This is a genomic window from Hydrogenibacillus schlegelii, from assembly GCF_001653195.1.
Taxonomy (GTDB): domain Bacteria; phylum Bacillota; class Bacilli; order Thermicanales; family DSM-22653; genus Hydrogenibacillus; species Hydrogenibacillus schlegelii.
This window is the reverse complement of record NZ_JXBB01000013.1, coordinates 12,897-39,233: the sequence shown is the minus strand read 5'-3', so window position 1 is coordinate 39,233 and position 26,337 is coordinate 12,897. Positions and strand designations below refer to the sequence as shown.

General features: G+C 65.6%; 24 protein-coding genes and 1 other annotated feature. Of the genes, 3 read left to right on the top strand and 21 right to left on the bottom strand.

From position 1 onward, the window contains the following. Positions 1–253 precede the first annotated feature (253 nt). The 3 genes from SA87_RS05625 (at position 254) to SA87_RS05615 (ending at position 4,212) form a co-directional block, all read left to right on the top strand. A complete protein-coding gene (locus SA87_RS05625) occupies positions 254–1,477 on the top strand; it encodes an IS256 family transposase (protein WP_066200438.1) in 1,224 nt (407 codons plus the stop codon). Between the two features lie 325 nt (positions 1,478–1,802). Then, positions 1,803–3,857 carry a carbon starvation CstA family protein gene (locus SA87_RS05620; RefSeq protein ID WP_066200434.1) on the top strand — a complete coding sequence of 685 codons (2,055 nt, stop codon included), beginning with the start codon at positions 1,803–1,805 and terminating at the stop codon, positions 3,855–3,857. 139 nt (positions 3,858–3,996) lie between these two features. Then, a complete protein-coding gene (locus SA87_RS05615) occupies positions 3,997–4,212 on the top strand; it encodes a YbdD/YjiX family protein (RefSeq protein WP_409359828.1) in 216 nt (71 codons plus the stop codon). Positions 4,213–4,303: 91 nt separating this feature from the next. On the opposite strand, the gene tuf is transcribed toward SA87_RS05615, so the two are convergent. From tuf to gltX, 21 genes are all read right to left on the bottom strand, one after another. Next, complete coding sequence (tuf, locus tag SA87_RS05610; RefSeq protein ID WP_066200431.1) at positions 4,304–5,494, bottom strand: elongation factor Tu; 1,191 nt, start codon at positions 5,492–5,494, stop codon at positions 4,304–4,306. 72 nt (positions 5,495–5,566) lie between these two features. After that, positions 5,567–7,645, bottom strand: coding sequence for an elongation factor G (gene fusA, locus SA87_RS05605; RefSeq protein ID WP_066200428.1), 2,079 nt, complete (start codon positions 7,643–7,645; stop codon positions 5,567–5,569). A 29-nt stretch (positions 7,646–7,674) separates the two neighbouring features. Continuing rightward, positions 7,675–8,145 carry a 30S ribosomal protein S7 gene (gene rpsG, locus SA87_RS05600; protein ID WP_066200426.1) on the bottom strand — a complete coding sequence of 157 codons (471 nt, stop codon included), beginning with the start codon at positions 8,143–8,145 and terminating at the stop codon, positions 7,675–7,677. Between the two features lie 27 nt (positions 8,146–8,172). Further along, complete coding sequence (gene rpsL, locus SA87_RS05595; RefSeq protein ID WP_066200423.1) at positions 8,173–8,595, bottom strand: 30S ribosomal protein S12; 423 nt, start codon at positions 8,593–8,595, stop codon at positions 8,173–8,175. A 94-nt stretch (positions 8,596–8,689) separates the two neighbouring features. Beyond that, positions 8,690–8,956, bottom strand: a complete 267-nt coding sequence (locus SA87_RS05590; protein ID WP_066200421.1) for a ribosomal L7Ae/L30e/S12e/Gadd45 family protein — start codon at positions 8,954–8,956, stop codon at positions 8,690–8,692. Between the two features lie 75 nt (positions 8,957–9,031). Further along, on the bottom strand, positions 9,032–12,628 hold the full coding sequence (rpoC, locus tag SA87_RS05585) for a DNA-directed RNA polymerase subunit beta' (RefSeq protein ID WP_066200418.1): 3,597 nt from the start codon (positions 12,626–12,628) through the stop codon (positions 9,032–9,034). Between the two features lie 45 nt (positions 12,629–12,673). After that, a complete protein-coding gene (gene rpoB / locus SA87_RS05580; RefSeq protein WP_066200416.1) occupies positions 12,674–16,210 on the bottom strand; it encodes a DNA-directed RNA polymerase subunit beta in 3,537 nt (1,178 codons plus the stop codon). 164 nt (positions 16,211–16,374) lie between these two features. Continuing rightward, positions 16,375–16,974 carry a class I SAM-dependent methyltransferase gene (locus SA87_RS05575; protein WP_066200414.1) on the bottom strand — a complete coding sequence of 200 codons (600 nt, stop codon included), beginning with the start codon at positions 16,972–16,974 and terminating at the stop codon, positions 16,375–16,377. 112 nt (positions 16,975–17,086) lie between these two features. Further along, positions 17,087–17,470, bottom strand: coding sequence for a 50S ribosomal protein L7/L12 (rplL, locus tag SA87_RS05570; protein WP_066200412.1), 384 nt, complete (start codon positions 17,468–17,470; stop codon positions 17,087–17,089). 18 nt (positions 17,471–17,488) lie between these two features. Further along, positions 17,489–18,040 carry a 50S ribosomal protein L10 gene (gene rplJ, locus SA87_RS05565; RefSeq protein ID WP_409359829.1) on the bottom strand — a complete coding sequence of 184 codons (552 nt, stop codon included), beginning with the start codon at positions 18,038–18,040 and terminating at the stop codon, positions 17,489–17,491. Positions 18,041–18,053: 13 nt separating this feature from the next. Then, positions 18,054–18,198, bottom strand: a sequence feature (ribosomal protein L10 leader region). A 57-nt stretch (positions 18,199–18,255) separates the two neighbouring features. After that, positions 18,256–18,945: a 50S ribosomal protein L1 gene (rplA, locus tag SA87_RS05560; protein ID WP_066200409.1), complete on the bottom strand. Its 690-nt coding sequence runs from the start codon at positions 18,943–18,945 to the stop codon at positions 18,256–18,258. 51 nt (positions 18,946–18,996) lie between these two features. Then, positions 18,997–19,422: a 50S ribosomal protein L11 gene (gene rplK, locus SA87_RS05555; RefSeq protein ID WP_066200407.1), complete on the bottom strand. Its 426-nt coding sequence runs from the start codon at positions 19,420–19,422 to the stop codon at positions 18,997–18,999. Between the two features lie 86 nt (positions 19,423–19,508). Further along, positions 19,509–20,051, bottom strand: a complete 543-nt coding sequence (gene nusG / locus SA87_RS05550) for a transcription termination/antitermination protein NusG (RefSeq protein ID WP_066200404.1) — start codon at positions 20,049–20,051, stop codon at positions 19,509–19,511. Positions 20,052–20,105: 54 nt separating this feature from the next. After that, positions 20,106–20,318, bottom strand: coding sequence for a preprotein translocase subunit SecE (secE, locus tag SA87_RS05545; protein ID WP_066200403.1), 213 nt, complete (start codon positions 20,316–20,318; stop codon positions 20,106–20,108). A gap of 12 nt (positions 20,319–20,330) precedes the next feature. Then, the gene (gene rpmG, locus SA87_RS12590; RefSeq protein ID WP_082718353.1) at positions 20,331–20,480 is read right to left on the bottom strand and encodes a 50S ribosomal protein L33; all 150 of its coding nucleotides are present in this window, start codon (positions 20,478–20,480) and stop codon (positions 20,331–20,333) included. Between the two features lie 109 nt (positions 20,481–20,589). Then, complete coding sequence (gene sigH, locus SA87_RS05540; protein WP_245637661.1) at positions 20,590–21,243, bottom strand: RNA polymerase sporulation sigma factor SigH; 654 nt, start codon at positions 21,241–21,243, stop codon at positions 20,590–20,592. Positions 21,244–21,304: 61 nt separating this feature from the next. Further along, a complete protein-coding gene (locus tag SA87_RS05535; protein WP_066200397.1) occupies positions 21,305–21,826 on the bottom strand; it encodes an NYN domain-containing protein in 522 nt (173 codons plus the stop codon). Beyond that, complete coding sequence (gene rlmB / locus SA87_RS05530) at positions 21,814–22,563, bottom strand: 23S rRNA (guanosine(2251)-2'-O)-methyltransferase RlmB (RefSeq protein ID WP_066200394.1); 750 nt, start codon at positions 22,561–22,563, stop codon at positions 21,814–21,816. The genes SA87_RS05535 and rlmB overlap by 13 nt, the downstream gene beginning before the upstream one ends. 16 nt (positions 22,564–22,579) lie before the next feature. Beyond that, the gene (gene cysS / locus SA87_RS05525) at positions 22,580–23,980 is read right to left on the bottom strand and encodes a cysteine--tRNA ligase (protein ID WP_082910479.1); all 1,401 of its coding nucleotides are present in this window, start codon (positions 23,978–23,980) and stop codon (positions 22,580–22,582) included. Beyond that, a complete protein-coding gene (gene cysE, locus SA87_RS05520) occupies positions 23,953–24,696 on the bottom strand; it encodes a serine O-acetyltransferase (protein WP_082718356.1) in 744 nt (247 codons plus the stop codon). Before cysE ends, cysS begins: the two co-directional genes overlap by 28 nt. Positions 24,697–24,816: 120 nt before the next feature. Further along, positions 24,817–26,328: a glutamate--tRNA ligase gene (gltX, locus tag SA87_RS05515; protein ID WP_066200386.1), complete on the bottom strand. Its 1,512-nt coding sequence runs from the start codon at positions 26,326–26,328 to the stop codon at positions 24,817–24,819. Positions 26,329–26,337: the final 9 nt, after the last annotated feature.

Here is a 26,337-nt window from a genome sequence, read left to right as displayed (position 1 = left end):
AAGAGGCCTTCCAAAATCTCGTCGTCCACGGTAATCTGGTACTGAGCCATCCGGTATCCCTCCTGGTGAAGTGGTTTCTTCTCCGTCTCACATTCTACCAAAGAGGGCCGGATGGCTCATTTTATGTCACCTGGACCATCCGTTTTTACACATGATACCGGACACGACTGCCGAAAATATAAAGAGCCATCGGGGCCCTCTTTGGTAGAATGTGAGTTGGACAAAAATCACACATCTCAAGGAGGATTCCCCAATGGCTCAATACCAGATTACCGTAGACGACGCGATTTTGGAAGGGCTCTTTCAACGAGACGAAGGCGTCGCCAAGCTCGTCGAAAGCGTCGTTAATCAAATTCTCCAAGCGCAGGTCCAAGAGCAGTTGATGGCTGCACCCTACGAGCGAACAGAGGCGCGGAGAGGTTACCGCAATGGAACCGTCACACGCACGCTCACCACACGGGTGGGGCGACTGGTGTTGCGCGTTCCAAGGGTTCGGAATGGCGAGTTTTCAACGGAGCTTTTCGCTCGATACCAGCGTAGCGAGCAAGCCTTCCTCCTCGCTTTGATGGAGATGGTGGTGAACGGTGTGTCGACTCGAGATGTGGCGAAGGTCACGGAGCAGTTGTGTGGCACGTCCTTCTCGAAATCGACGGTTTCGGATCTGTGCAAACGCCTCGACCCGATCGTCCGGGCGTGGAACCACCGAAGCCTCGTCGAGCACCGCTATCCGTTTCTGCTCGTCGATGCCCTGGTCCTCCGGATTCGGGAAGACGGACGGATTCGTTCACGAGCGGCCTTGATCGCCGTGGGGGTGAATGACGAGGGGTATCGCGAGATTCTTGGTTTGATGCTGGGCAATAGCGAATCGGAATCGAGTTGGCGGGAGTTTTTCGCCTGGCTGAAGCAACGCGGTTTGAGCGGCGTCGACATCGTCGTGTCCGACAGTCACAGCGGACTCGTCAAGGCCCTTCAGACCGAATTTCAGGGCTGCACGTGGCAACGATGCCAGACCCACTTCATGCGCAATCTCTTGGACGCCACACCCAAGGCGTTGCAGAAGGAGGTCTACCAACAGGTCCGCGCGATCCTGGATGCGCCTGATCTGAAGACTGCACGGTTGCTCAAAGATGCGTTTGTCGAGGCTTACGCAGAGAAGGCACCGAAGGCGGTGCAGGTGTTGGAGGATGGGTTTGATGATGTAACCGCTGTTTTGGTCTTACCGGAGCGATATCGGCGACGCTTACGCACGACCAATGGCGTCGAACGGCTCAATGAAGAGATTCGGCGTCGTGAACGCGTCATTCGCATCTTCCCCAACCGGGAATCGGCGATCCGTCTGCTAGGGGCGTTACTGATGGAGATCGACGAAGAATGGACGACAGGGCGGAAATATCTCAACATGGACGAGTATGAGGCATGGAAGAAGGCGCAGCAAGCCTGGAGAGAATCAAATCAGGCTTGTGCAGCAACGGCCTAAGTGCTCACCGCTCCATTCGCCGAAGAGGGCAATTTACACATGATACTGGACTTGATCCCGGACGCAAAGCAAATGACCCGGGCGTGCCGGCAACCTCCCGCCTCATCGCATACGCCGACCAAACATACAGCATTATATAGAATGACAGCGCCGAACGCAAGGCGTCGCCGAGCCGTTTTTGAATTTGCACTTGCCGGGACGATCGGTTTTTGCTAGCCTCTCTTTGAAAAATAGCAGTTAAAGCCGCGCTTTTCTCTCCCTCGACATCTTTTCGGGAGACCCGCGTCCGAACGACGCGCTTCGACACGAAAGGAGGCGTTTTTCCATGACGCGGCGGATCGCATCGATCCTCCTCTGGGGGCTCATTGCGGCCCTCGGTGCCGTCGCCTTCGCCGTGCTGGCCCTCGCCCGAGGCGAGACGGTGAACGCGGCGTGGTTGCTCACGGCGGCGATCGTCACCTATGCCGTCGCGTACCGGTTCTACAGCCGCTTCATCGCGACGCGCATCTTCGCCCTCGACGACCGGCGGGCGACGCCGGCGGAGGTGCGGAATGATGGCAAAGACTACGTACCCATGAACAAGTGGGTGCTCTTCGGCCACCACTTTGCCGCCATCGCCGGGGCCGGCCCGCTCGTCGGACCGGTGCTGGCGGCGCAGATGGGGTATCTGCCGGGGACGCTCTGGATCCTCATCGGCGTCGCCCTGGCGGGGGCGGTGCAGGATATGGTCGTCCTGATCGCCTCGATGCGCCGGGACGGAAAGTCGCTCGGTCAGATCGCCCGGGAGGAGATCGGGCCGGTCGGCGGCATCGTCGCCTCGATCGGGACGCTCAGCATCCTGGTCATCCTCGTGGCGGTCCTCGCCCTCGTTGTCGTGAAGGCCCTCGCCCAGTCGCCGTGGGGCGTCTTTACGGTGGCGATGACGATCCCGATCGCGATGTTCATGGGCGTCTACATGCGCTTCATCCGGCCGGGGAAGGTCCTGGAGGGCTCCCTCATCGGTTTCGTCCTCCTCATGCTCGCCCTCTACTTCGGCCGGACGGTGGCGGAAAACCCGGCGCTCGCCCCGTATTTTACGTTCGATGCCGGAACGCTCGCCATCCTCATTGCCGTCTACGGCTTTCTCGCGTCGGTGCTTCCGGTGTGGCTGCTCCTTGCGCCCCGGGATTATTTGAGCTCGTTTTTAAAGATCGGGACGATCGTCCTTCTCGCGATCGGCATCTTCATCGTCATGCCGGAGATTCGCATGCCGGCGGTGACGCGGTTCGTCGACGGCACGGGACCGGTCTTTTCCGGGCCGCTTTTCCCCTTCCTTTTCATTACGATCGCCTGCGGCGCCGTCTCGGGATTCCATTCCCTCGTCGCCTCGGGGACGACGCCGAAGCTGATCGAAAAGGAATCGCACGCCCGGATGATCGGATACGGCGCCATGCTCATGGAGTCGTTCGTCGCGATCATGGCGATGATCGCCGCGGCGCACCTCGAACCGGGGCTGTATTTTGCCATGAACGCGCCGGCGGCCGTGATCGGCACGACGGCGGAGCAGGCGGCGGCGAAGGTCTCGGAGTGGGGCTTTGTCATTTCGCCGGAGCTCATCGAGCAGATGGCCAAAGACGTCGGCGAGCAGACGATTCTGTCCCGGACCGGCGGGGCGCCGACGCTCGCCGTCGGGATGGCGGAGATCTTCTCGCAGTTTATGGCCGGCGCGAAAGCGTTCTGGTATCATTTTGCCATTCTGTTTGAGGCGGTGTTCATCCTGACGACCGTCGACGCCGGGACGCGGATCGGCCGCTTCATCCTCCAGGACCTCGTCGGCAACGTCTACAAGCCGTTCGCCCGGACGGACCGCTGGGTCAACAACGTCGTCGCCTCGGCGATCTTTACGGCGATGTGGGGCTACTTCGTCTACTGGGGCGCGATCGATCCGTTCGGCGGCATCAACTCGCTGTGGGCGCTGTTCGGCATCTCCAACCAGATGCTGGCGGCGATCGCCCTCGCCGTCGGGACGACGGTCCTCATCAAGATGGGAAAGGCCCGCTACGCGTGGGTGACGGTCGTGCCGTTTACGTGGCTTCTCGCGACGACGCTCACGGCCGCATTGATGAAGCTCTTCTCCGCCAACCCGGCGGTCGGTTTCCTCGCCCACGCGGCGAAATACCAGGCGGGAATCGACCGGGGCGAGGTGCTGGCACCGGCGGCAGATATGCGGGTGATGCAGCAGATCGTCTTCAACGACCGGCTCGACGCCGTCGTCACCGGCTTTTTCATCCTCGTCGTCGTGACGCTCGTCCTGAGCGCCTTCCGGCTGTGGTACCGCATCCTGGTGCAAAAGGAGCGGGTACCGCTCATGGAGTCGCCGTACGTCCCGTCGAAGCTGTGACGGACGTCCGTCGACGAAAAGGCCGAATGGCGTCGGCCGCGGCCGGCGGAAGCGGCCGCCGGCCGACGGTCGGCCGGAAGGCGGTCGGGCGAAGGGCGCCTGTCGCGGCGATCCTAAAAAGGCGATAGGGGGATGGACGATGCGGGACTGGACCGCGGTGCGGGAGAAGATGCGGGATCTTTTGAAGTCGGTATCGCTCACGACGAAGACGATCGTCGGAATGCCGAGCTATGAGCGGTATCTCGAGCATCACCGGCTGCATCACCCCGACGAGGCGCCGATGAGCGAAGGGGAATATTACCTGTACGCCCTGAAGGCCCGATACGCCGACGGCAAGGTGAACCGCTGCTGCTAACGTAAAGAGAAGAAAAGGACGCGCAGCCGTGAAAAAAACCGGATCTTCGCTCGGGAAGATCCGGTTTTTTTCGGCGCTCGGTTGCGTTCGGTCACTGAATGATCTCGGTGACGACGCCGGCCCCGACCGTCCGGCCGCCTTCGCGGATGGCGAAGCGGGTGCCGTTTTCGATGGCGATCGGGCTGATGAGCTCCACCTCGAGGGTCACGTTGTCGCCGGGCATGACCATCTCGACCCCCTCGGGAAGCTTGATCTCGCCGGTGACATCCGTCGTCCGGAAGTAGAACTGCGGCCGGTAGCCGGTGAAGAAGGGCTTGTGGCGGCCGCCCTCTTCCTTCGTCAGGACGTAGACTTCGCACTTAAACTTCGTGTGGGGCGTGATCGAACCGGGCTTGGCCAGCACCTGGCCCCGCTCGACCTCGTCGCGGTTTACGCCGCGGAGGAGGACGCCGATGTTGTCGCCGGCCTGGGCTTCGTCGAGCACTTTGCGGAACATCTCGACGCCGGTGACGGTCGTCTTCTTCGGTTCATCGGTGAACCCGATGATCTCGACTTCGTCGCCGACCTTGACCTTGCCCCGCTCGACGCGACCGGTGGCGACGGTGCCGCGGCCGGTGATGGTGAAGACGTCTTCCACCGGCATGAGGAACGGCTTGTCGACATCCCGCTCCGGCGTCGGGATGTACTCGTCGACGGCGTTCATGAGCTCGAGGATCTTCTCGCCCCACTCGCTGTCCGGATTCTCCAGCGCTTTGAGCGCCGAGCCGCGGATGACCGGGACGTCGTCCCCGGGGTAGCCGTAATGCTTGAGGAGATCCCGCACTTCCATCTCCACGAGCTCGATGAGCTCTTCGTCGTCGACCATGTCCACTTTGTTCAGGAAGACGACGATGTAAGGCACGCCGACCTGCCGGGCGAGAAGGATGTGCTCCCGCGTCTGGGGCATCGGGCCGTCGGCGGCGGAGACGACGAGGATGGCGCCGTCCATCTGCGCCGCGCCGGTGATCATGTTCTTGACGTAGTCGGCGTGGCCGGGCGCGTCGATGTGGGCGTAGTGGCGCTTGTCCGTCTCGTACTCGACGTGGGAGACGTTGATCGTGATGCCGCGGGCCTTTTCTTCCGGCGCGTTGTCGATCTGATCGTACGCTTTCGCCTCGGCCTTGCCCTGCCGGGCGAGGACGGTCGTGATCGCCGCCGTCAGCGTCGTCTTGCCGTGGTCGACGTGGCCGATGGTGCCGACGTTGACGTGCGGCTTCGTACGCTCGAATTTCGCCTTGGCCATCCTGGACTTCCTCCTTTGCTTTGCTCCTCTATGATAAGCCCGCGCTTCAAGGGGCGCAAGCTTTCAGGTCACTCAGGCGCCTTTTTGCTTTTCGATGATCGCCCTGGCGATGTTCGGCGGCACCTCTTCGTAATGGCTGAACTGCATGACGTACGTGCCGCGCCCCTGCGTCCGGGAGCGGAGGTCGGTGGCGTAACCGAACATCTCGGCGAGCGGGACGTATCCGCGGATCACCTGAACGTTCCCCCGGGGCTCCATGCCCTCGATCCGGCCCCGGCGGGCGTTGATGTCGCCGATGATGTCGCCCATGTACTCTTCCGGAACCGTGACCTCGATCTTGAAGATCGGCTCGAGGAGGACCGGATCGCAGTGCCTGGCCGCCTCCTTGAGCGCGAGCGACGCGGCGATCTTGAAGGCCATCTCCGACGAGTCGACTTCGTGGTAGGAGCCGTCGAAGAGGGTCGCCTTGATGTCGATGAGGGGATAGCCGGCGAGGACGCCGTTTTGCATCGCTTCCTCGATCCCCGCCTGGACTGCCGGGACGTATTCTTTCGGCACGACGCCGCCGACGATCTTGTTCTCGAAGACAAACCCCGCGCCCCGCTCCAGCGGCTCGAACTCGATCCAGACGTGGCCGTACTGGCCCCGGCCGCCGGTCTGCCGGATGTACTTGCCTTCGACTTTGGCCGCTTTGCGGAACGTCTCTTTGTAGGCGACCTGCGGCGCGCCGACGTTCGCCTCGACCTTAAATTCCCGCCTCAGCCGGTCGACGATGATCTCGAGATGGAGCTCGCCCATCCCGGCGATGATCGTCTGGCCGGTCTCGGGATCGGTCCAGGTGCGGAACGTCGGGTCTTCTTCCGCGAGCTTCGCGAGGGCGAGCCCGAGCTTGTCCTGGTCCGCCTTCGTCTTCGGCTCGATGGCGATGCTGATGACGGGGTCCGGGAAGTGCATCGGCTCGAGGACGATCGGATGCTTTTCGTCGGCAAGGGTGTCGCCGGTCGTCGTGTCTTTGAGGCCGACGACGGCGGCGATGTCGCCGGCGTACACCCGGTCGATCTCCTGCCGGTGGTTGGCGTGCATCTGAAGGAGCCGCCCGATGCGCTCCCGCTTGCCCTTGGTGAAGTTCTGGACGTACGTGCCGCTCTCCAGCACGCCGGAATAGACGCGGATGAACGTGAGCTTCCCGACGAACGGGTCGGACATGATCTTGAAGGCGAGCGCCGTAAAGGGCTCGTCGTCCGCCGGCTTCCGCTCGACCGTCTCCCCGGTTTCCGGATGTTCGCCCCGGACCGCCGGAATGTCGACCGGGGAAGGCAGGTAGTCGACGACGGCGTCGAGGAGGGGCTGCACGCCCTTGTTCCGGTAGGAGGAGCCGCAAAGGACCGGCGTGAGCTTGAGCTCGATCGTCCCCTTCCGGAGGGCGGCCTTGATCTCCTCGGGGGCGATCTCTTCGCCTTCGAGGTATTTCATCATGATCGCTTCATCGACATCGGCGACGGCCTCGAGGAGCTTCGTCCGCCACTCTTCCGCCAGGGGCCTAAGTTCCTCGGGGATCGGGCCCGCCTCGGTGCGGGTGCCGAGATCGTCGAGGTAGGTGTAGGCTTCCATCCGGACGAGGTCGACGATGCCCCGGAACTGATCTTCGGCGCCGATCGGCAGCTGGATCGGCACCGGGTTGGCGCCGAGCCGTTCCCGAATCTGACGCACGACGCCGAGGAAGTCGGCGCCGATGATGTCCATCTTGTTGACGTAGGCGATCCGAGGGACGCCGTAGCGGTCGGCCTGCCGCCAGACGGTCTCCGACTGCGGCTCGACGCCTTCCTTGGCGCTGAAGATGGCGATGGCGCCGTCCAGGACCCGGAGGGAGCGCTCGACTTCGACGGTGAAATCGACGTGGCCGGGCGTGTCGATGATGTTGATCCGGTGACCTTTCCACTGGGTCGTCGTCGCCGCCGACATGATCGTGATGCCCCGCTCCTGCTCCTGAACCATGAAGTCCATCGTCGCCGTGCCCTCGTGAACCTCGCCCATCTTGTGCACGCGGCCGGTATAAAAGAGAATGCGCTCCGTCGTCGTCGTCTTGCCGGCGTCGATATGGGCCATGATGCCGATGTTGCGCGTCTTTTCCAGAGGAAACTCCCTGGGCATCTCGACCTTCCTCTCTTGCAGGCCACGGCTCACCAGCGGTAGTGGGCGAAGGCGCGGTTGGCCTCGGCCATGCGGTGGACGTCCTCCCGCTTCTTCACCGCCCCGCCGGTCCCCTGGGCGGCGTCGAGGAGCTCCGCCGACAGGCGCTCGATCATCGTCTTTTCGTGCCGCTCCCGAGCGGCGAGGACGATCCAGCGGATGGCGAGCGAAACGCGCCGCTCCGGCCGAACCTCGATCGGCACCTGGTAGTTGGCGCCGCCGACCCGGCGGGCCCGGACTTCGAGGACGGGCATGACGTTTTTCATCGCCGCCTCGAGAACGTCCAGCGGATTTTTCCCGGTCCGCTCCCGGATCCGATCGAAGGCGCCGTAGACGATCCGCTGGGCGAGGCTCTTTTTGCCGTCCATCATCACGCGGTTGATGAGCCGGGCGACGAGTTCGCTGCCGTAGATCGGATCCGGCGCGATCTCCCGCCGCGGCACCGGTCCTTTACGCGGCATCGTGTCCCTCCTTTCTTAAAACGCGACTCACTTTTTCCCTTCCTTCGGTCGCTTGGCGCCGTACTTGGAGCGACCCTGCTTCCGGTTGGCGACGCCGGCGGCGTCCAGTGTCCCCCGGATGACCTTGTAGCGCACGCCCGGCAGGTCCTTGACGCGGCCGCCCCGGATGAGGACGACGCTGTGCTCCTGCAGGTTGTGGCCGATCCCCGGGATGTAGGCCGTCACTTCGATGCCGTTGGTGAGGCGCACGCGGGCGTACTTCCGAAGGGCCGAGTTCGGCTTCTTCGGCGTCATCGTGCCGACACGGGTGCACACGCCGCGTTTCTGCGGCGACGGCAGGTAGCGCTCTTCCTTCTTCAGGCTGTTGTAGCCCCAAAGGAGCGCCGGCGCCTTCGATTTGGCCTTGATCTGCTTGCGGCCTTTCCGGATGAGCTGGTTGATCGTGGGCATCCCGACACCTCCTTCGGTCCATGGTCACTGATCCGGGCGGTTCATTTTGGGCATACAAAGAAGCCGGCGGAGCGGTGCTCCGCCCGGATGTCGCTTAAGTCGGGCGATCGGCCGCCTCGGCGGGGATGGCGACGACGCTCGCCGCGACGTCGATCCCCGCCGCCCGGCCGAGCTCCTGCATCGATTCGACGGTGTGAACGGGGATGCCCCGGGCTTTCGCCTTTTCCACGAGGGGCAGGGTGATGTCCTTCGCCGCGTCCTCGGCGACGACGACGGCGATCGGTTCGCCCTGTTCGATGGCGCGAAGCACCTGCCGCGCGCCGACAATCTTGCGCCGGGCGCTTCTCACCCGATCATACACCGCACCCGCCTCCCGCACGGCAGTATGGCACGCTCACTATCATACCGCGCCGGCCGGAGGGTTGTCAAACGGTTTTTAGCTTCCCGCCGCATCATAAGGCGCCGGCGGCGCCTTCGGCACGACCTCGAGCTCCCGGTAGCGGCGCATACCGGTGCCGGCGGGGATGAGCTTGCCGATGATGACGTTTTCCTTAAGACCGAGGAGCTCATCCCGCTTGCCCTTGATCGCGGCGTCGGTCAGGACCCGCGTCGTCTCCTGGAACGAAGCGGCGGAGAGGAACGATTCGGTCTCGAGGGACGCCTTGGTGATGCCGAGGAGGACCGGCCGGGCGACCGCCGGCGCCTTGCCGGCGGCGAGCACCTTGCGGTTCGCCTCTTCGAAGTCCCGGACATCGACGATCGTGCCGGTGAGGAGCTCGGTGTCGCCGGCGTGGATGACGCGGACTTTCCGCATCATCTGCCGGATCATGATCTCGATGTGCTTGTCGTTGATCTCGACGCCCTGCATCCGGTAAACCTTCTGGACTTCCCGGAGGATGTACGCTTGCGTCTCCCGGGCCCCCCGGATGCGGAGCAGGTCCTTCGGATCGACGGGCCCTTCGGTAAGCTCGGCGCCGGCGTCGACCCGGTCGCCGACGGCGACCTTGAGGCGCGAGCCGTACGGAACGGCGTACGTCTTCGTCTCGACGTCGCCCCGGATCTCGATCTCCCGCTTGTCGCGGCCGTCCCGGATGTCGACGACCTCGCCGGCGATTTCGCTGACGACGGCCTGCCCTTTGGGCGTCCGGGCCTCGAACAGCTCCTGGACCCGCGGAAGCCCCTGCGTGATGTCCTCGCCGGCGACGCCGCCGGTGTGGAACGTCCGCATGGTGAGCTGCGTCCCGGGCTCGCCGATCGACTGGGCGGCGATGATGCCGACGGCCTCGCCGATCTCCACCAGCCGGCCGGTGGCGAGATCCCGGCCGTAGCACATCTGGCAGACGCCATGATGCGTCCGACAGGTGAGGACCGACCGGATGCGGACCTTTTCGATGCCGGCTTCGACGATCCGCCGGGCGATCGCGTCCGTGATGAGCTCGTTCGGTCGGACGAGGACTTCTCCGGTGCGGGGGTCCCGGACCGTCTCGAAGGCGACCCGGCCGCTGATCCGTTCGAAGAGGGTCGAGATCTCCTCGGGGCCGGAGCGAAGCGCCGTCACTTCGACGCCCTGGTCGGTGCCGCAGTCGGCCTCCCGGACGATGACGTCCTGGGCGACGTCGACGAGGCGCCGGGTGAGGTAACCGGAGTCGGCGGTCCGAAGCGCCGTGTCGGCCAGTCCCTTCCGGGCGCCGTGGGTGGAAATGAAGTATTCGAGGACCGTAAGACCTTCCCGGAAGCTGTTTTTGATCGGGTGCTCGATGATGCGGCCGGACGGGTTGGCCATGAGCCCCCGCATGCCGGCGAGCTGGGTGAAGTTCGAGGCGTTCCCCCGGGCGCCGGAGGTGGACATCATGTTGATCGGGTTGAACGGCTCGAGGCTGGCGAGGAGCTTCGTCTGAATCTCGTCCTTCGCCTTGCTCCAGATGGCGATGACGCGGTTGTACCGCTCCTCGTCGGTGATGAGGCCCCGGCGGTACTGTCGCTGAACGTTTTGCACCTGCTCCTCGGCCCGGGCCAGGATGTCTTTCTTTTCTTCGAGGACGACGATGTCGGCGGCGGCGATGGTAATGCCGCCCTTGGTGGAGAAGTGGAAGCCGATGTCCTTGATCCGGTCGAGGATCTCCGACGTCGTCGTCGTGCCGTAGCGCTCGTAGCAGATGGCGATGATCTTGCCAAGGTCGCTCTTTTTGAGGGCCTCGGTCGGCGGCAGGGCCTCGATGATCGGCTTGACCGGCACGCCCTTGTCGAAGAGGAGGAACGCCCGATCGACGGCGCCGACCGAATCGCCCTTGATCGGCGCGTTGATGTAGGGAAAGTCTTCGGGGAAGATCTCGTTGAAAAGGAGCTTTCCGACGGTGGTGATGAGCCGGGCGCGGCGCTCTTCGTCGGTAAAGGACGTTTTCTTCAAGGCCGCCACCGGAAGGACAATGCGGGCGTGGAGCTCGATCTCGCCGAGCTGGTAGGCCATGATCGCCTCTTCCGGCGTGGCGAACACCCGCCCCTCGCCCCGGGCCCCGGGCTTTTCCATCGTGAGGTAGTAGTTCCCGAGGACCATGTCCTGGGTCGGCGTGACGACCGGCTTGCCGTCCTTCGGGTTCAGGATGTTTTGCGCCGCGAGCATGAGCACCCGGGCTTCGGCCTGGGCCTCCGCCGAGAGCGGGACGTGGACGGCCATCTGGTCGCCGTCGAAGTCGGCGTTGTAGGCGGTGCACACCAGCGGATGGAGCCGGATCGCCCGGCCTTCGACGAGGACCGGCTCAAAGGCCTGGATGCCGAGGCGGTGCAGGGTCGGCGCCCGGTTCAGAAGGACCGGGTGCTCCCGGATGACGTCTTCGAGGACGTCCCACACCTCGGGCCGCACGCGCTCGACCTTCCGCTTGGCGTTTTTGATGTTGGACGCCAGCCCCCGACGGACGAGCTCCCGCATGACGAACGGCTTGAAGAGTTCGAGGGCCATCTCTTTCGGGAGGCCGCACTGGGTCATCTTGAGGTTGGGACCGACGACGATGACCGAGCGGCCGGAGTAGTCGACGCGCTTGCCGAGGAGGTTTTGCCGGAAGCGGCCCTGCTTTCCTTTGAGCATGTGGGAGAGGGATTTTAAGGGCCGGTTGCCGGCGCCGGTCACCGGCCGGCCCCGGCGGCCGTTGTCGATGAGGGCGTCGACGGCTTCCTGGAGCATCCGCTTTTCGTTCTGGACGATGATCTCCGGCGCTTCGAGCTCCAGGAGGCGCTTGAGGCGGTTGTTTCGGTTGATGACCCGGCGGTAGAGGTCATTGAGGTCGGACGTCGCAAAGCGGCCGCCGTCGAGCTGAACCATCGGCCGGAGGTCCGGCGGGATGACCGGAAGGACGTCGAGGATCATCCACTCCGGCCGGTTGCCGGATGCCCGGAAGGCCTCGAGCACCTCCAGCCGGCGGATGATGCGCGTCCGCTTCTGTCCCTGGGCTTTTAAGAGTTCTTCTTTGAGCTGGGCGATCTCTTTGTCGAGGTCGATCTCCATGAGGAGCTTTTTGATCGCCTCGGCGCCCATCTCCGCCTGGAAGGCGTCGCCGTATTTTTCCCGGTAACTCCGGTATTCCTTTTCGGAGAGGAGCTGCTTTTTCTCAAGCGGCGTGAGCCCCGGGTCGGTGACGATGTAGGAGGCGAAGTAGATGACCTCTTCGAGGGCCCGGGGAGACATGTCGAGGACGAGCCCCATCCGGCTCGGAATGCCCTTCAGGTACCAGATGTGGGACACCGGCGCGGCGAGCTCGATGTGACCCATCCGCTCCCGGCGGACCTTGGACCGGGTGACTTCGACGCCGCAGCGGTCGCAGACGACGCCTTTGTAGCGGATCCGCTTGTACTTGCCGCAGGCGCACTCCCAGTCCTTGGTCGGCCCGAAGATTTTTTCGCAAAAGAGGCCTTCTTTTTCCGGCCGAAGCGTCCGGTAGTTGATCGTCTCGGGCTTTTTGACTTCCCCGTGGGACCACGAGCGGATTTTGTCCGGCGATGCGAGGCTGATCTTCATGGATTCAAAGCGGTTGACGTCCATCGTCGTCCCTCCTCGCCCGTCCCACGAATGCGTCCGCTGGCTCCATCATGTCTCGCCGTCTTCGCCGGTGACGCCGGGCGCGAGATAGACCATCTTCTCGACGGGGACGGAGGTGTCGTCCTCGTCAAGCTCTTTGATCTCGATCTCCTGTTCGTCCTTCGACAGGATCTTGACGTCGAGGCCGAGGCTCTGGAGCTCTTTGATGAGCACCTTGAACGATTCGGGGACGCCCGGTTCGGGGATGTTTTCGCCTTTGACGATCGCCTCGTACGTCTTGACGCGGCCGACGACGTCGTCGGATTTGACGGTGAGCATCTCCTGGAGGGTGTGGGCCGCGCCGTACGCCTCGAGGGCCCACACTTCCATCTCGCCAAACCGCTGGCCGCCGAACTGGGCCTTCCCGCCCAGGGGCTGCTGGGTGACGAGGGAGTATGGACCGGTAGAGCGGGCGTGAATCTTGTCGTCGACGAGGTGGATGAGCTTCAGCATGTAGATGACGCCGACCGTCACCCGGTGGTCGAACGGCTCGCCGGTCCGGCCGTCGTAGAGGACCATCTTGCCGTCCCGGGGCAGGCCCGCCTCCTCCAGCGCATCCCAGATGTCGTACTCGTTGGCGCCGTCGAAGACCGGTGTCGCCATGGCGAGGCCGAGCGCCTTGGCCGCCATCCCGAGGTGCGTCTCGAGGATCTGGCCGATGTTCATCCGCGACGGCACGCCGAGGGGGTTGAGGACGATGTCGACCGGGGTGCCGTCGGGGAGAAACGGCATGTCTTCCACCGGCAGGATGCGGCTGACGACGCCCTTGTTCCCGTGGCGGCCGGCCATCTTGTCGCCGACGGAGATCTTCCGCTTCTGGGCGACGTACACCCGGACGAGCTCGATCACCCCCGGCGGAAGTTCGTCGCCCTGGTCCCGCTTGAACACCTTGACGTCGACGACGATGCCGGCGCCGCCGTGGGGCACCTTGAGGGAGGTGTCCCGGACTTCCCGGGCTTTTTCGCCGAAGATGGCATGCAGGAGCCGCTCTTCGGCGGTCAGCTCGGTCATCCCCTTCGGCGTCACCTTGCCGACGAGGATGTCGCCGTCTTTGACCTCGGCGCCGATGCGGACGATGCCCCGGTCGTCGAGGTTTTTGAGGGCCTCCTCGCCGACGTTCGGGATGTCGCGGGTGATCTCCTCGGGACCGAGCTTCGTCTCCCGGGCCTCGATCTCGTATTCTTCGATGTGGATCGACGTGTAGACGTCTTCCTTGACCAGCCGCTCGCTGATGAGAATGGCGTCTTCGTAGTTGTACCCTTCCCACGTCATGAAGGCGACGAGAACGTTCCGGCCGAGGGCGAGCTCGCCCTGGTCCGTCGACGGGCCGTCGGCGAGGATATCGCCGGCCCGGACGACGTCGCCGGCCTTGACGATCGGCCGCTGGTTGAGGCACGTGCCCTGGTTGGAGCGGCGGAACTTGTAGAGGCGGTATTTGTCGAGCTCGCCGCGGGTGCCGTCGGGATGGAGGCGGCGGACCCAGATTTCCCTCGCGTCGACCCGCTCGACGATGCCGTCGTGGCGGGCGATGACGAGGACGCCGGAGTCGAGGGCGACCCGATGCTCGATGCCGGTGCCGACGAGCGGCGCCTCCGGCACGAGGAGCGGCACCGCCTGTCGCTGCATGTTGGCGCCCATGAGCGCCCGGTTGGCGTCGTCGTTTTCGAGGAAGGGGATGCATGACGTGGCGACGGAGAAGACCTGCTTGGGGCTCACGTCCATGAGGTCGACTTCGTCCCGCGGCACGGTGACGATCTCGCCGTGCCGGCGGGCGACGACCTCACGCTCGGCGATGTGCCCTTCCTCGTCGAGGGGGGTGTTCGCCGGGGCGATCGTGTACAGCTCTTCTTCGTCGGCGGTGAGGTAGACGATCTCGTCCGTCACCCGGTGGGTTTTCGGGTCGACCCGGCGGTACGGCGTTTCGATGAAGCCGTACTCGTTCACCCGGGCGTACGTCGAGAGGGTGTTGATGAGGCCGATGTTCGGCCCTTCCGGCGTCTCGATCGGGCACATGCGGCCGTAGTGGGACGGATGGACGTCCCGCACCTCAAAGCCGGCCCGCTCCCGGGTGAGGCCGCCGGGGCCGAGGGCGGACAGGCGCCGCTTGTTGGTGAGCTCCGCCAGCGGGTTCGTCTGATCCATGAACTGGCTGAGCTGGCTCGAGCCGAAGAATTCTTTGACCGCCGCGATCACCGGCCGGATGTTGATGAGGGACGACGGCGTGAGCCCCTCGGCCTCCTGGATGCTCATCCGTTCCCGGACGACCCGCTCCATCCGGGCGAGGCCGATGCGGAACTGGTTCTGAAGGAGCTCGCCGACGGAGCGGAGCCGCCGGTTGCCGAGGTGGTCGATGTCGTCGACGCTGCCGATGCCGTGGAAGAGGTTGAAGAAGTAGTTGATCGCCGCGATGAGGTCCGCCGGGGTGATGACTTTGACGTCCCGATCGATCGGACCGTTGCCGATGACCTTGACGATCTTCCCTTCTTCCGTGTTCGAATACAGGTGGAGCACCTGAAGCGGCACCTCGCCGGCTTCGGTGAGGCCGTAGCTCAGGTGGTACACCTTCATGCCGAGCCCCCGGTCGAGGTGCGGGATGAGCCGGTCGAGGGTGCGCCGGTCGATCACCTGGCCGGCTTCGACGAGCACCTCGCCGGTGTCCGGGTCGACGAGCGTCTCGGCGATCCGGTTGCCGAGGAGGCGGTTTTTGATCGTGAGCTTTTTGTTGATCTTGTAGCGGCCGACGGCGGCGAGGTTGTACCGCTTCGGGTCAAAGAAGCGGGAGTAGAGAAGGTTCCGCGCGTTTTCGAACGTCGGCGGCTCGCCGGGGCGAAGCCGCTCGTAGATCTCCAGAAGGGCCTTTTCGGTCGAGTCGGTGTTGTCCTTCTCCAGCGTGCCGAGGATGTAGGCATCCTCGCCGAGGAGGTCCAGGATCGCCTGGTTCGTGCTGAAGCCGAGCGCCCGAAGGAGCACCGTCACCGGAAGCTTCCGCGTTCGGTCGATCCGGGCGTAGACGGCGTCCCGAGGGTCGGACTCAAACTCGAGCCAGGCGCCGCGGTTCGGGATGACCGTCGCCTGGTAGGTCGTCTTGCCGTTTTTGTCGACCCGCTGGCTGTAGTAGACGCTCGGCGAGCGGACGAGCTGGTTGACGATGACCCGCTCGGCGCCGTTGATGATGAAGGTTCCGGTCTCGGTCATGAGCGGAAGATCGCCCATAAACACTTCCTGTTCCTTGACTTCGCCCGTCTGACGATTGATCAGGCGCGCCTTGACGCGAAGCGGCGCCGCGTACGTCGCATCCCGCTCTTTGCACTCATCGACGGAATGTTTCGGCTCGCCGAGGGTGTAGTCGATGAATTCGAGATGAAAATTACCTGAAAAATCTTGAATTGGAGAAATCTCCTCGAACAGCTCCCGCAGGCCTTCGGCCAAAAACCAGCGGTACGAGGCGAGCTGAATCTCGATGAGGTGCGGCAGGTCGAGCACTTCGCGGGTCCGGGAGTACGTGCGCCGCGTGCGGCGGCCGAACTGGACGAGCTTCCCAGCCAAGAACCTTCACCTCTTCGCAGGGGGTTGGAAGCGCCGCGCATCGGGGTCACGGAAGACAGTGTATCCAAGGCGCCGCAGCGTTAACCAAAAAAAGGCAAAAAAAGAGCCCGAGTCAAACTTCGCATCGTGGAATGATAGCACTTGACAGCGAAAAAGTCAAGGGATTATGCGCGTTTTATGGCCTGCAAAATGTGATAACCCCGTTCGCGGCGGACGACCGCGGCCTCGCCGAAGAGGGCCTGAAGCGCCGCCCGATGGGAAGGGGCGCCATGCTTTTTGTGGACGACGGCCCAGAGGACGCCGCCGGGGACGAGGGCGTCGTGCGCCTCCCGGTACAACCGAAAGACGACCGCCTTCCCGGCCCGGATCGGCGGGTTGATGACGACGGCGTCAAACCGTTCTCCGGCGACCGGCGCGATCCCGTCGCCCGCGAACACTCGGACGTCGGAAAAGCCGTTTTGGGCGGCGTTGTGTTCCGCGAGGGCGGCGGCCCGGGGGTTGATGTCGATCATCGTCACACGAGCGTCGGGAAAACGGGCTTTCAAGGCGAGGCCGACGGCGCCGTAGCCGGCGCCGAGATCGAGAAGGCGCGCCGCCGGCTCGAGGGTGACCGTTTCGATGAGCAGCCGGCTCCCGGCGTCGAGGCCCCCCCGGGAAAAGACGCCCCGGTCCGTTCGGAAGCGGAGCGCCCGACCGGCGACGGTGACGGTAAACGCCGTCGGCCGGCTTTCCAGGTCCGGCCGCGGCCGGAAGTAGTGATCCACCGCGCCATCCGCCCCTTTTCGTCAACCTAAGACGAAAAAGCGTGAGAAAAAAGTCGTTCCGGCCCCCGACGGAAAAAGGGGAGCCCGGGGCTCCCCTCCGGCCGGAGGCCGCTTACTTGAGCTCGACGGTCGCTCCGGCTTCTTCCAGCTTCTTTTTGATCTCTTCCGCTTCGGCCTTGGAGACGCCTTCTTTGACCGGCTTCGGCGCGCCGTCGACGAGTTCCTTCGCTTCCTTGAGGCCGAGGCCGGTGATCTCCCGGACGACCTTGATGACGTTGATCTTCGAGGCGCCGGCGTTCGCGAGCACGACGGTAAACTCCGTCTTCTCCTCCGCCTGAGGCGCCTCGGCCGCCGCTCCGGCCGCCGCCGGCGCCGCCGCGACCGCGACCGGCGCCACCGCGGAGACGCCGAACTCCTCTTCGAGGGCTTTGACGAGCTCGTTGAGCTCGAGGACGGTCATATTTTTGATCGCTTCGATGATCTGGGTCTTGTCCATGGCGATCCCTCCCCTGGGTTAAGCCTGTTTTTGCTCGGCAACGGCCTTCAGGCCGTGCATGAAGTTTCTCAGCGGCGTGTGGACGACGCTCCCGAGGACGCCGACGATGCGGTAAAGCGGCGCCTGGATGCCGCCGACGACTTTGGCAATGAGCTCCTCCCGGGACGGAAGCTTGGCCAGCGCCGCGGTCTCCTCCGCCGACAGCACCTTGCCTTCCAAGACGCCGGCCTTGATCTTGAGCGGTTCCAACGACTTCTGGACTTCGGTGATCACTTTCGCCGCCGCCACCGGATCGGCGCTGAACGCCGCCGCCGTCGGCCCTTCAAGGTACGGGGCAAGGGCCTGAAGCCCGACTTCCTCCGCCGCCCGCCGGAGGAGCGTGTTTTTGTACACCTTGAAGTGAACCCCCGCCGCTTTCAGCTTGTTCCGGAGCTCGGTCATCTGCGCGACGTTGAGCCCCCGGTATTCGACGAGGACGCACGCGGCGCTTTCCTGAAAGCGGGCGACGAGCTCCCGGACGGTCTCGACCTTCTCCGCCGGAATCGGTTTTTCCCGGACGTATGCGGCCACCTGAACCCCCCCCTTCTTTAAGCAAAAAGCCTTCCGCAGACAGGCAGCCGGACGGAAGGCACGCGAGCGCCGGTCGACCCCGGCGGTCGACGATCTGCCTCGGAAGGATGTTTAAGCCTTGCGGCCCCTTCGGTCTGCGGCGTTTCGTGATTCGGTTGTCCGCGCGATCGACTCGCGCCCCCGCACCTTCTCCGGGAAGGGTCGCGCCGCCGGCATCAGAGGCCCGCGATGTCGACCCGGATCCCCGGCCCCATCGTCGAGGTGACGGTGACGTTCCGGAAGTAGACGCCTTTTGCCGCCGCCGGCTTCGACCGCCGGAGGGCGTCGATCACCGCGGTGAAGTTATCGACGAGCGCTTCCGTCGAAAACGACACCTTGCCGATCGGGACATGGACGTTCCCCTGCTTGTCGGTCCGGTACTCCACCTTCCCCGCCTTCGCCTCCTGGACGGCCTTGGCCACGTCGAAGGTGACCGTCCCCGTCTTCGGGTTCGGCATGAGCCCCCGCGGGCCGAGGATTTTCCCGAGCCGCCCGACCGCCGCCATCATGTCCGGCGTGGCGATGGCGACGTCAAAATCGAGCCAGCCACCCTGGATCTTGGTGACGAGGTCGTCGTCGCCGACGACGTCGGCGCCGGCCGCCTCGGCTTCCTTCGCCTTCTCGCCTTTGGCGAAGACGAGCACCCGGACCGACTTGCCGGTCCCGTGGGGCAGGACGACGGCACCCCGGACCTGCTGATCCGCCTTCCGGACGTCGACGCCGAGCCGCACGGCGAGCTCCACCGTCGCGTCAAACCGCGTCGTCGACGTCTCCTTGACGAGGGCCAGCGCTTCCGCCGGCGCGTAGGCTTTCTCCGGATCGATCTTCTTCAGCGCTTCGAGATACTTTTTGCCGCGCTTCGGCATGGTCCTTCCTCCCTCGTGGTCATCGCGGGCCTGAGCCCTCCCACCGGGCCGTCAATCCTCGACGACGATGCCCATGCTCCGGGCGGTGCCCTCGATGATCCGCATCGCCGCCTCCAGATCCGTCGTGTTGAGATCGCTCATCTTCTGCTCGGCGATCTCCCGGATCTTCGCCCGCTTGAGCGTGGCCACCTTCTTTTTGTTCGGCTCGCCGGAGCCGCTTTCGATGCCGGCGGCCTTTTTCAAGAGATCGCTCGCCGGCGGCTTTTTGGTGATGAACGTAAACGAGCGATCCTCGTAGACCGTAATTTCGACCGGGATGATCATCCCCGTCTGGTCGGCGGTCCGGGCGTTAAACTCCTTGACGAAGGCCATGATGTTGACCCCGGCCTGGCCGAGCGCCGGCCCGACCGGCGGCGCCGGGGACGCCTTTCCCGCCGGGATCTGAAGCTTGATAACGCGGGCGACCTTCTTCGCCACCTTCTCACCTCCCGCGCGAAGACGCCAAACGAGCCGTATTATACCACGCAGAGGCGCCTTCCGCAAGGGCCCGACGCCCGACGGCCTTACACGCGCTCCACCTGCGTCGCCTCGCACTCGATCGGCGTCTCGCGACCGAAAAGGAGCGCCGAGACGACCACTTTCCCCCGCTCGACGTCCACCGCCTCGATCCGGCCGGTGACGTCGGCAAACGGCCCCTCCCGAATGCGGACCCGCTCGCCGACGGCAAGATCGACCCGCGGCCGGCGTTCCTCCGCCATGCCCATCGCCCGGAGGATTCGCTCCGCCTCTTCCGGCTCGAGCGGGATGGGTTTCGTGCCGGGGCCCATCGAACCGACAAAGCCGGTGACGCCCGGGGTGTTCCGGACGATGGACCACGACTCGTCGGTCATGATCATCTCGACGAGGACGTAGCCCGGAAAGATCTTCCGCTGCACCGTCTTCGCCCGACCGTCTTTGATCTCCTCCGTCTCCTCGACCGGGACGACGATGCGAAAGATCTGATCTTCCATGCCCATCGACTCGATGCGCTTTTTCAGGTTGGCTTCGACTTTTTTTTCATACCCCGAGTACGTGTGGACGACGTACCAGCGCTTTTCCGGGCTCACGGCGGGCTCCCTCCTCGCGCTTCGGCACCGGCGAAGCGTCCGACGTCGGGCGGATCAGCGCATGAGGAACATGACGAGGGCGCCGAGGATGACGTCGATCAGATAAAAAAAGACGGCCAAAGCGGCGACCGTGCCGAGGACGACGCCGGTGTAGGTGACGAGCTCCCGGCGGGTCGGCCACTTCACCTTCTTCAATTCTTGCCAGCTTTCGGCAAAATAACTCCCCGCCCGCCGGACGCCGGTGCCGATCCGGGCCAGCACGCTCATCGGCGCCCCTCCTCAGCGGACTTCCCGGTGGACCGTGTGAGCATTGCAGTACCTGCAGTACTTTCGCAGCTCCAGCCGGTCCGGGTGCTTCCGCTTGTTTTTTGTCGTCGCGTAATTACGCTGCTTGCACTCCGAGCAAGCGAGGATGATCTGTACGCGCATGGGCACACCTCCCGCAAGACCGCCGCTCAACCTAAGAGAAGATAGCACACTTCCCCGTCAAAGTCAAAAGGAAAAGCCGCCCGCGGCGCCGCCATCGGCGGCCGGGGCGCTAGGCATTCACTTGATCGGGAAACCGCTCGGCGCGAAACAGCCGCTCGAGCTTGCGTTTCACCCGCTGGAGCGCGTTGTCGATCGACTTGATGTGCCGTCCGAGGTCGGCAGCGATCTCCTCGTAGCTCCGACCGTCCAAGTAGAGCATGAGCACCCGCTTTTCGAGATCGCTCAAAATTTCGCTCATCTTTTCTTCCAGCGCCGCCACGTCTTCCCGCCGGATGAGAAGCCGGGCCGGGTCGAGATGGCCGCCATCGCCGAGGACGTCGAGGAGCGTCCGCTCCGCCTCCTCGTCCCGGACCGGCCGGTCGAGGGAGATCGACGAATTGAGCGGGATGTGCTTCTGACGGGTCGCCATCTTCACCGCCGATAGCATCTGCCGGGTGATGCACAGATCGGCAAACGAGCGGAACGACGTCGCCCGATCCGGCCGGTAGTCCCGGATCGCCTTGTAGAGGCCGATCATCCCTTCCTGGACGATGTCGTCCCGGTCGGCGCCGACGAGAAAGTACGGCCGGGCTTTTGCCCGCACGAAACCGCGATACCGCTCGATGAGCCGATCCGTCGCCTTCCGGTCGCCTGCGTGGATGCGCGCGACGAGCTCTTCGTCGCTGAGCGCCTCGTAGTCCGTCCGCCCTTCGTCGCGTTCCACGGCAAAATCCTCCAATCCTCCCTCGTACCGCCATTATAGCGGTCGGCGGACGGACCGTCAATCAAGGGTCTTTTTTTCGGCGGTACTTTTCAAAAAAGAGTCGCACCTCCTTCGGCAACCGAGCGCCCAGGCCGGGTCGCTCCGCCTCCAGCTGCCGACGGCGGATGAAGCGGCCGACCTCCCGCCGGACGCGCTCGACGTCGGTCCAGAGTTCGCGGGCCCCGACGACGCTGGCGCCGACCGCCCGGGCGGCGACGGCGATCAGCCGGTCGTCGGTGGCGACGACGAGCTCTCCCCGCACCCGCCCCCGAAGCCGCCGCACCTCCGCTTCGATCCACGCGTCGGCCGTCTGACCGTAGGCGGTGTAGACGACGTCGATCCGCCCGGCCCGCTCCCGGATTTCCCCCGCCGGCGACCGATCGGCGTCGAAGACGACGACGATCGTGTGCCCGGTCGCCCCGGCGTAATCGTCCAGCGCCGCGATGAGGGACGCCCGGGCGGCGTCGAGATCCGCCGTCCGAAAGGGGCCGAGGTCCGGCCGGCGGCCGATCAGATTGTACCCGTCGACGATCACGGTGGCCACGGCGCGCCCTCCCGCTGGCGGTACGCCTCGTAGAGCAGGAGGGCCGCCGCCACCGAGGCGTTCAAAGACGCCACCCCGCCTTTCATCGGCAGCCGGACGACGACGTCCAGCCGGCGGCGAAGGAGGGGGCGAAGGCCCCGCCCCTCGCCGCCGATGACGAGGGCGACCTTGCCCCGGTAGTCCGCCGCCCGCCAGTCCGTGCCGCCGTCGGGGCTCGCCCCGATGAGCCAGAACCCGGCCGCCTTCATCCGCTCGGCGAAGCGGACGAGATTGGTCGTCCGGGCGACCGGCAGAGAAAACACCGCGCCGGCGGACGCCTTCACCGCCGCCGGCGTAAGCCCCGCGCTCTGGTGCTTCGGAAGGATCACCGCCTCGGCGCCGGCCGCCGCCGCCGTCCGGATGATCGCCCCGACGTTGTGGGGATCTTCCAGGCCGTCGAGGACGACCCAGAGCGCCGCCGCCTTGCCTTCGGCCCCGGCGAGGAGCGCCTCGGCGTCGGCGTACGGCATGGGCGAAAGAAACGCGACCACCCCCTGATGCCGGAACGCCCCGAACGGCTGAAGGCGGGCCCGCGGGACGACGCTCACCGGCACGCCCCGGGCCCGGGCCTTCGCCTTCAGCACCTCGAGAAACGCCGGCGACGTCCCTTCCTGAACCCAGATCTTGTGCACCGCCGCGCCGGCATCCAGCGCCTCGAGCACGGCCCGGCGGCCGACGACGGTGGTCCCCTCCTCCATCGCGGCTCCTCCTTACTTACGACCGGCTGACGCGCTTCAGGCGCGGCCCTTCCGGCGTATCTTCGACGGCATACCCCCGCGCCCGGATCTCCGCCCGCAAGGCGTCGGCCCGGGCGAAATCCCGCGCCCGCCGGGCCGCCTCCCGCTCGGCGACAAGGGCCAGGACATCCGCCGGCGCCACGTCCTCCGCCGCCGAAAGCAGGCCGAGCACCGCGTCCAGGCGGCGGAACCGCGCCAAAACCGCCTCCACCGCCCCTCGGGTCCGTCCCGGATCCTGGGCGACCGCATGAGCCGTCCGGACGAGGGCAAACATCGCGGTGAGGGCCTCCGGCGTGTTGAAATCGTCGTCCATCGCCGCGGTAAAGTCGGCTTCGATCGCCCGAAGCGCCTCGAGGAGCGCCGCCGGCGCCTCTCCGGGGACGCTGCCGGGAAGCGCGTGGTTCAGCGCCGCGACCGCTCCGTCGAGCCGTTCGACGGCCGAGCGGGCCGAGGCGATCGCCTCCCGATGAAAGCGAAGCGGCTGGCGGTAGTGGGTGTTCAGGTAAAAAAAGCGAAGCGCCCGACCGCCGTATTCCCGGACGACGTCCCGGACGAGGACGACGTTGCCGAGCGACTTCGACATCTTCTCCTCGTCGACCGTCACGTGGCCGTTGTGAAGCCAGTAGCGGGCAAAGGTCACCCCCGTTGCCGCCTCCGACTGGGCGATCTCGTTCTCGTGATGGGGGAAGATGAGATCTTGCCCGCCGCCGTGAATGTCGAGCGTCGCGCCGAGGTAGTGCATCGACATCGCCGAGCACTCGATGTGCCATCCCGGACGGCCGGCCCCCCACGGGCTGTCCCAGGCGACGTCCCCCTCCGACCGCTTCCAGAGGGCAAAGTCGAGGGGGTGCTCCTTCGCCGCGTCGATCTCCACCCGGGCGCCGGCGAGCAGCCGGTCGATCGGCTGTTTGCTGAGCTTCCCGTACTCTGGAAACTTTTGCACCCGAAAATAGACGTCGCCGTCCCGAACGTAGGCGACTCCCCGCTCGATCAGCCGGCGGATGAGGTCGACGATCGGGCCGATGTGCTCCGTCACCCGCGGCCGGTGCGTCGGCTCAAGGACGCCCAGCGCCGCCAGATCTTCCTCATAGGCGGCAATGAACCGCTCGGCGATCGCCCGGACCGTCTCTCCCGTCTCCCGGGCGACCCGGATGATCTTGTCGTCGATGTCCGTGTAGTTGTGGACGTAGATGACCTCAAAGCCCCGAAACTGAAGCCACCGCCGGATGACGTCGAAGGCGACCGCCGCCCGGCCGTTCCCGATGTGGATGTAGTTGTACACCGTCGGGCCGCAGACGTACATCCGGACGACCCCCGGCTCCCGGGGGGCAAACGGCTCTTTCCGACCGGTCATCGTGTTGAAAAGAACGAGCGCCACCGCGACCGCTCCTTTGCCTTTGTCTCACCGGGCGCCGACTCCGGCCGGCCCGCCCCTGCCGGCCGGCCGAGAGCGGCGAGCTCCGCTTCCAGGCGGGCGACCGCCGCCTTCAGCCGCTCGAGCTCCTCCCGCAGGGCGACGCAATCTTCAAACGCCGACTCCGGCAAGTTCGTATGGTCGAGATCGTCCTTCACCCGGCGCCCTTCCCGGACGACGACCCGGCCGGGCACGCCGACGACCGTCGACCGCGGCGGCACGTCCCGGAGGACGACCGAACCGGCGCCGATCTTGGCGAAATCGCCGACGGTGATGTTGCCGAGCACCTTGGCCCCGCTGGCGACGAGGACGCAGTTCCCGAGCGTCGGATGGCGCTTCCCCGTCTCCTTCCCCGTCCCGCCGAGGGTCACGCCCTGATACAAGATGCAATCGTCGCCGATCTCCGCCGTCTCGCCGATGACGACCCCCATCCCGTGGTCGATGAAAAGCCGCCGGCCGATCTTCGCCGCCGGATGGATCTCGATGCCGGTCCAAAACCGCGCCCAGTGGGAAAGAAGCCGCGCCAAAAGCCGTAACCCCCGGTTCCACAGCCAGTGGCTGACGCGGTACGTCCAGACGGCGTGCAGCCCGGGATAGGTGAGGACGATCTCGAGGGCGCTTCGCGCCGCCGGATCAAGGCGCTGGACCGTCTCAATGTCTTCTCGAATCATGCGGAGTATGCCGAACATCGCCGACCTCCTTTCCGCCGCTTTCCGGCCACGGCCTCCGGCCGCCGTCCGGCGCCCCGGCGCGCCCGTCCGGGGCCCCGTCTTCCGGGGCCCGATGGAAAAAAAACCGTCTCATCCCCGAGACGGTTTGCCTTCGCCTGCACGTTCGGCTCCATTGTAGGCCATTTGCGCCGCCAGCGCAAGGGCCCGCTCGAGCCGCCGCCGGAACCGCACCGGCCCGAGCCACGCCAGCACGTCCGGAAGGGCCGGCCCGTGCTCCCGGCCGGTCGCCGCCAGCCGGAGGGGAAGAAAGAGCGCCCGCCCCCCAAGCCCCGTCGCCGCCTTGACCGCGGCGAGAAGCGCCGCCGCCGCCTCGGGCGTCCAGGGAGCCGCCGGGTCCCGCGCCTGAAGCGCCTGAAGTGCCGCCGCCACCGCCCGGCGACCCTCCGGGCCGAAAAGCGCCGCGCGGGCCGCCGGAGAAAGGGCCGCCGCATCGAGGACCGCCTCATCCGGTCGGTACAAAAAGGCCGCCGCCGGCACGACGTCGCCGAGAAAAGCGAGCTCCTCCCGGACGAGGCGGACCGCCGCGACGAACCGGGCCCACCCGTCGCTCCCCTCCCCTTCGTCCGGCGCCAGCCAGCCGGCCGCTTCGGCGTACGGCCGCAAACGGCGCGCCAGCTCTCCGTCGGACAGCCGCTTCAGGTGCGCCTGATTCAGCCAGCGCAGCCGCCCCGGATCGAACACCGCCGGGCTTTTTCCGATGCCGGACGGCGAAAACCGGCGCACGAGCTCATCCGGCGTGAACACTTCCTCCGTCCCCTTCGGCGACCAGCCGAGGAGCGCCAGGACGTTCACCACCGCTTCCGGCAGGGCGCCGAGGTCCCGGTAGCGGGCGATCGTCTCCGCGGCGGCGTCCCGCTTCGACATTTTTTTTCGCTCGGCGTTTAGGATGAGAGGAAGATGCAAAAATGCCGGCGGCGCCCACCCGAAGGCGGCGTAAATCGCCAGCTGCTTCGGCGTGTTCGGCAGGTGCTCCTCGCCCCGAAGGACGTGGGTGATCCGCATGTGATGGTCATCGACGACGACCGCAAACTGATAGGTCGGCGTCCCGTCCCGCTTCAGGAGGACGACGTCGCCGACCGCGTCCCCCCGGAAGCGAAGCGGCCCCCGGACGAGGTCATGGAAGACAAACTCCGCCGCCTCCGGCACCCGAAGCCGGATCGCATGGGGCGTCTCCGCCATCCGGGCCCGGGCCTCCGCCGGGGGAAGCGTCCCGCAGCCGCCGGCGCACGCCTCCCCTTCCGGGCAGAAGCACGGGTACGCCGCCCCGGCGTCGACGAGCGCTTCCGCCGCCGAACGGTACAGCGCAAGTCGCTCCGACGACCGGTACGGCCCGTACGGCCCGCCGACGTCGGGCCCTTCGTCCCAGGCAAGACCGAGCCAGCGAAGCCCCGCGAGCTGCTCCGCTTCGGCCCCCGGCACGTTCCGGCGCCGGTCGGTATCTTCGATGCGGACGACGAACGCCCCGCCGTAATGTCGGGCGAACAAAAAATTAAAGAGCGCCGTCCGGGCGCCGCCGATGTGCAAAGGTCCCGTCGGTGACGGCGCATACCGGACGCGGACGGGTTCCGCCGGTTCTCGCATGGCCGACCT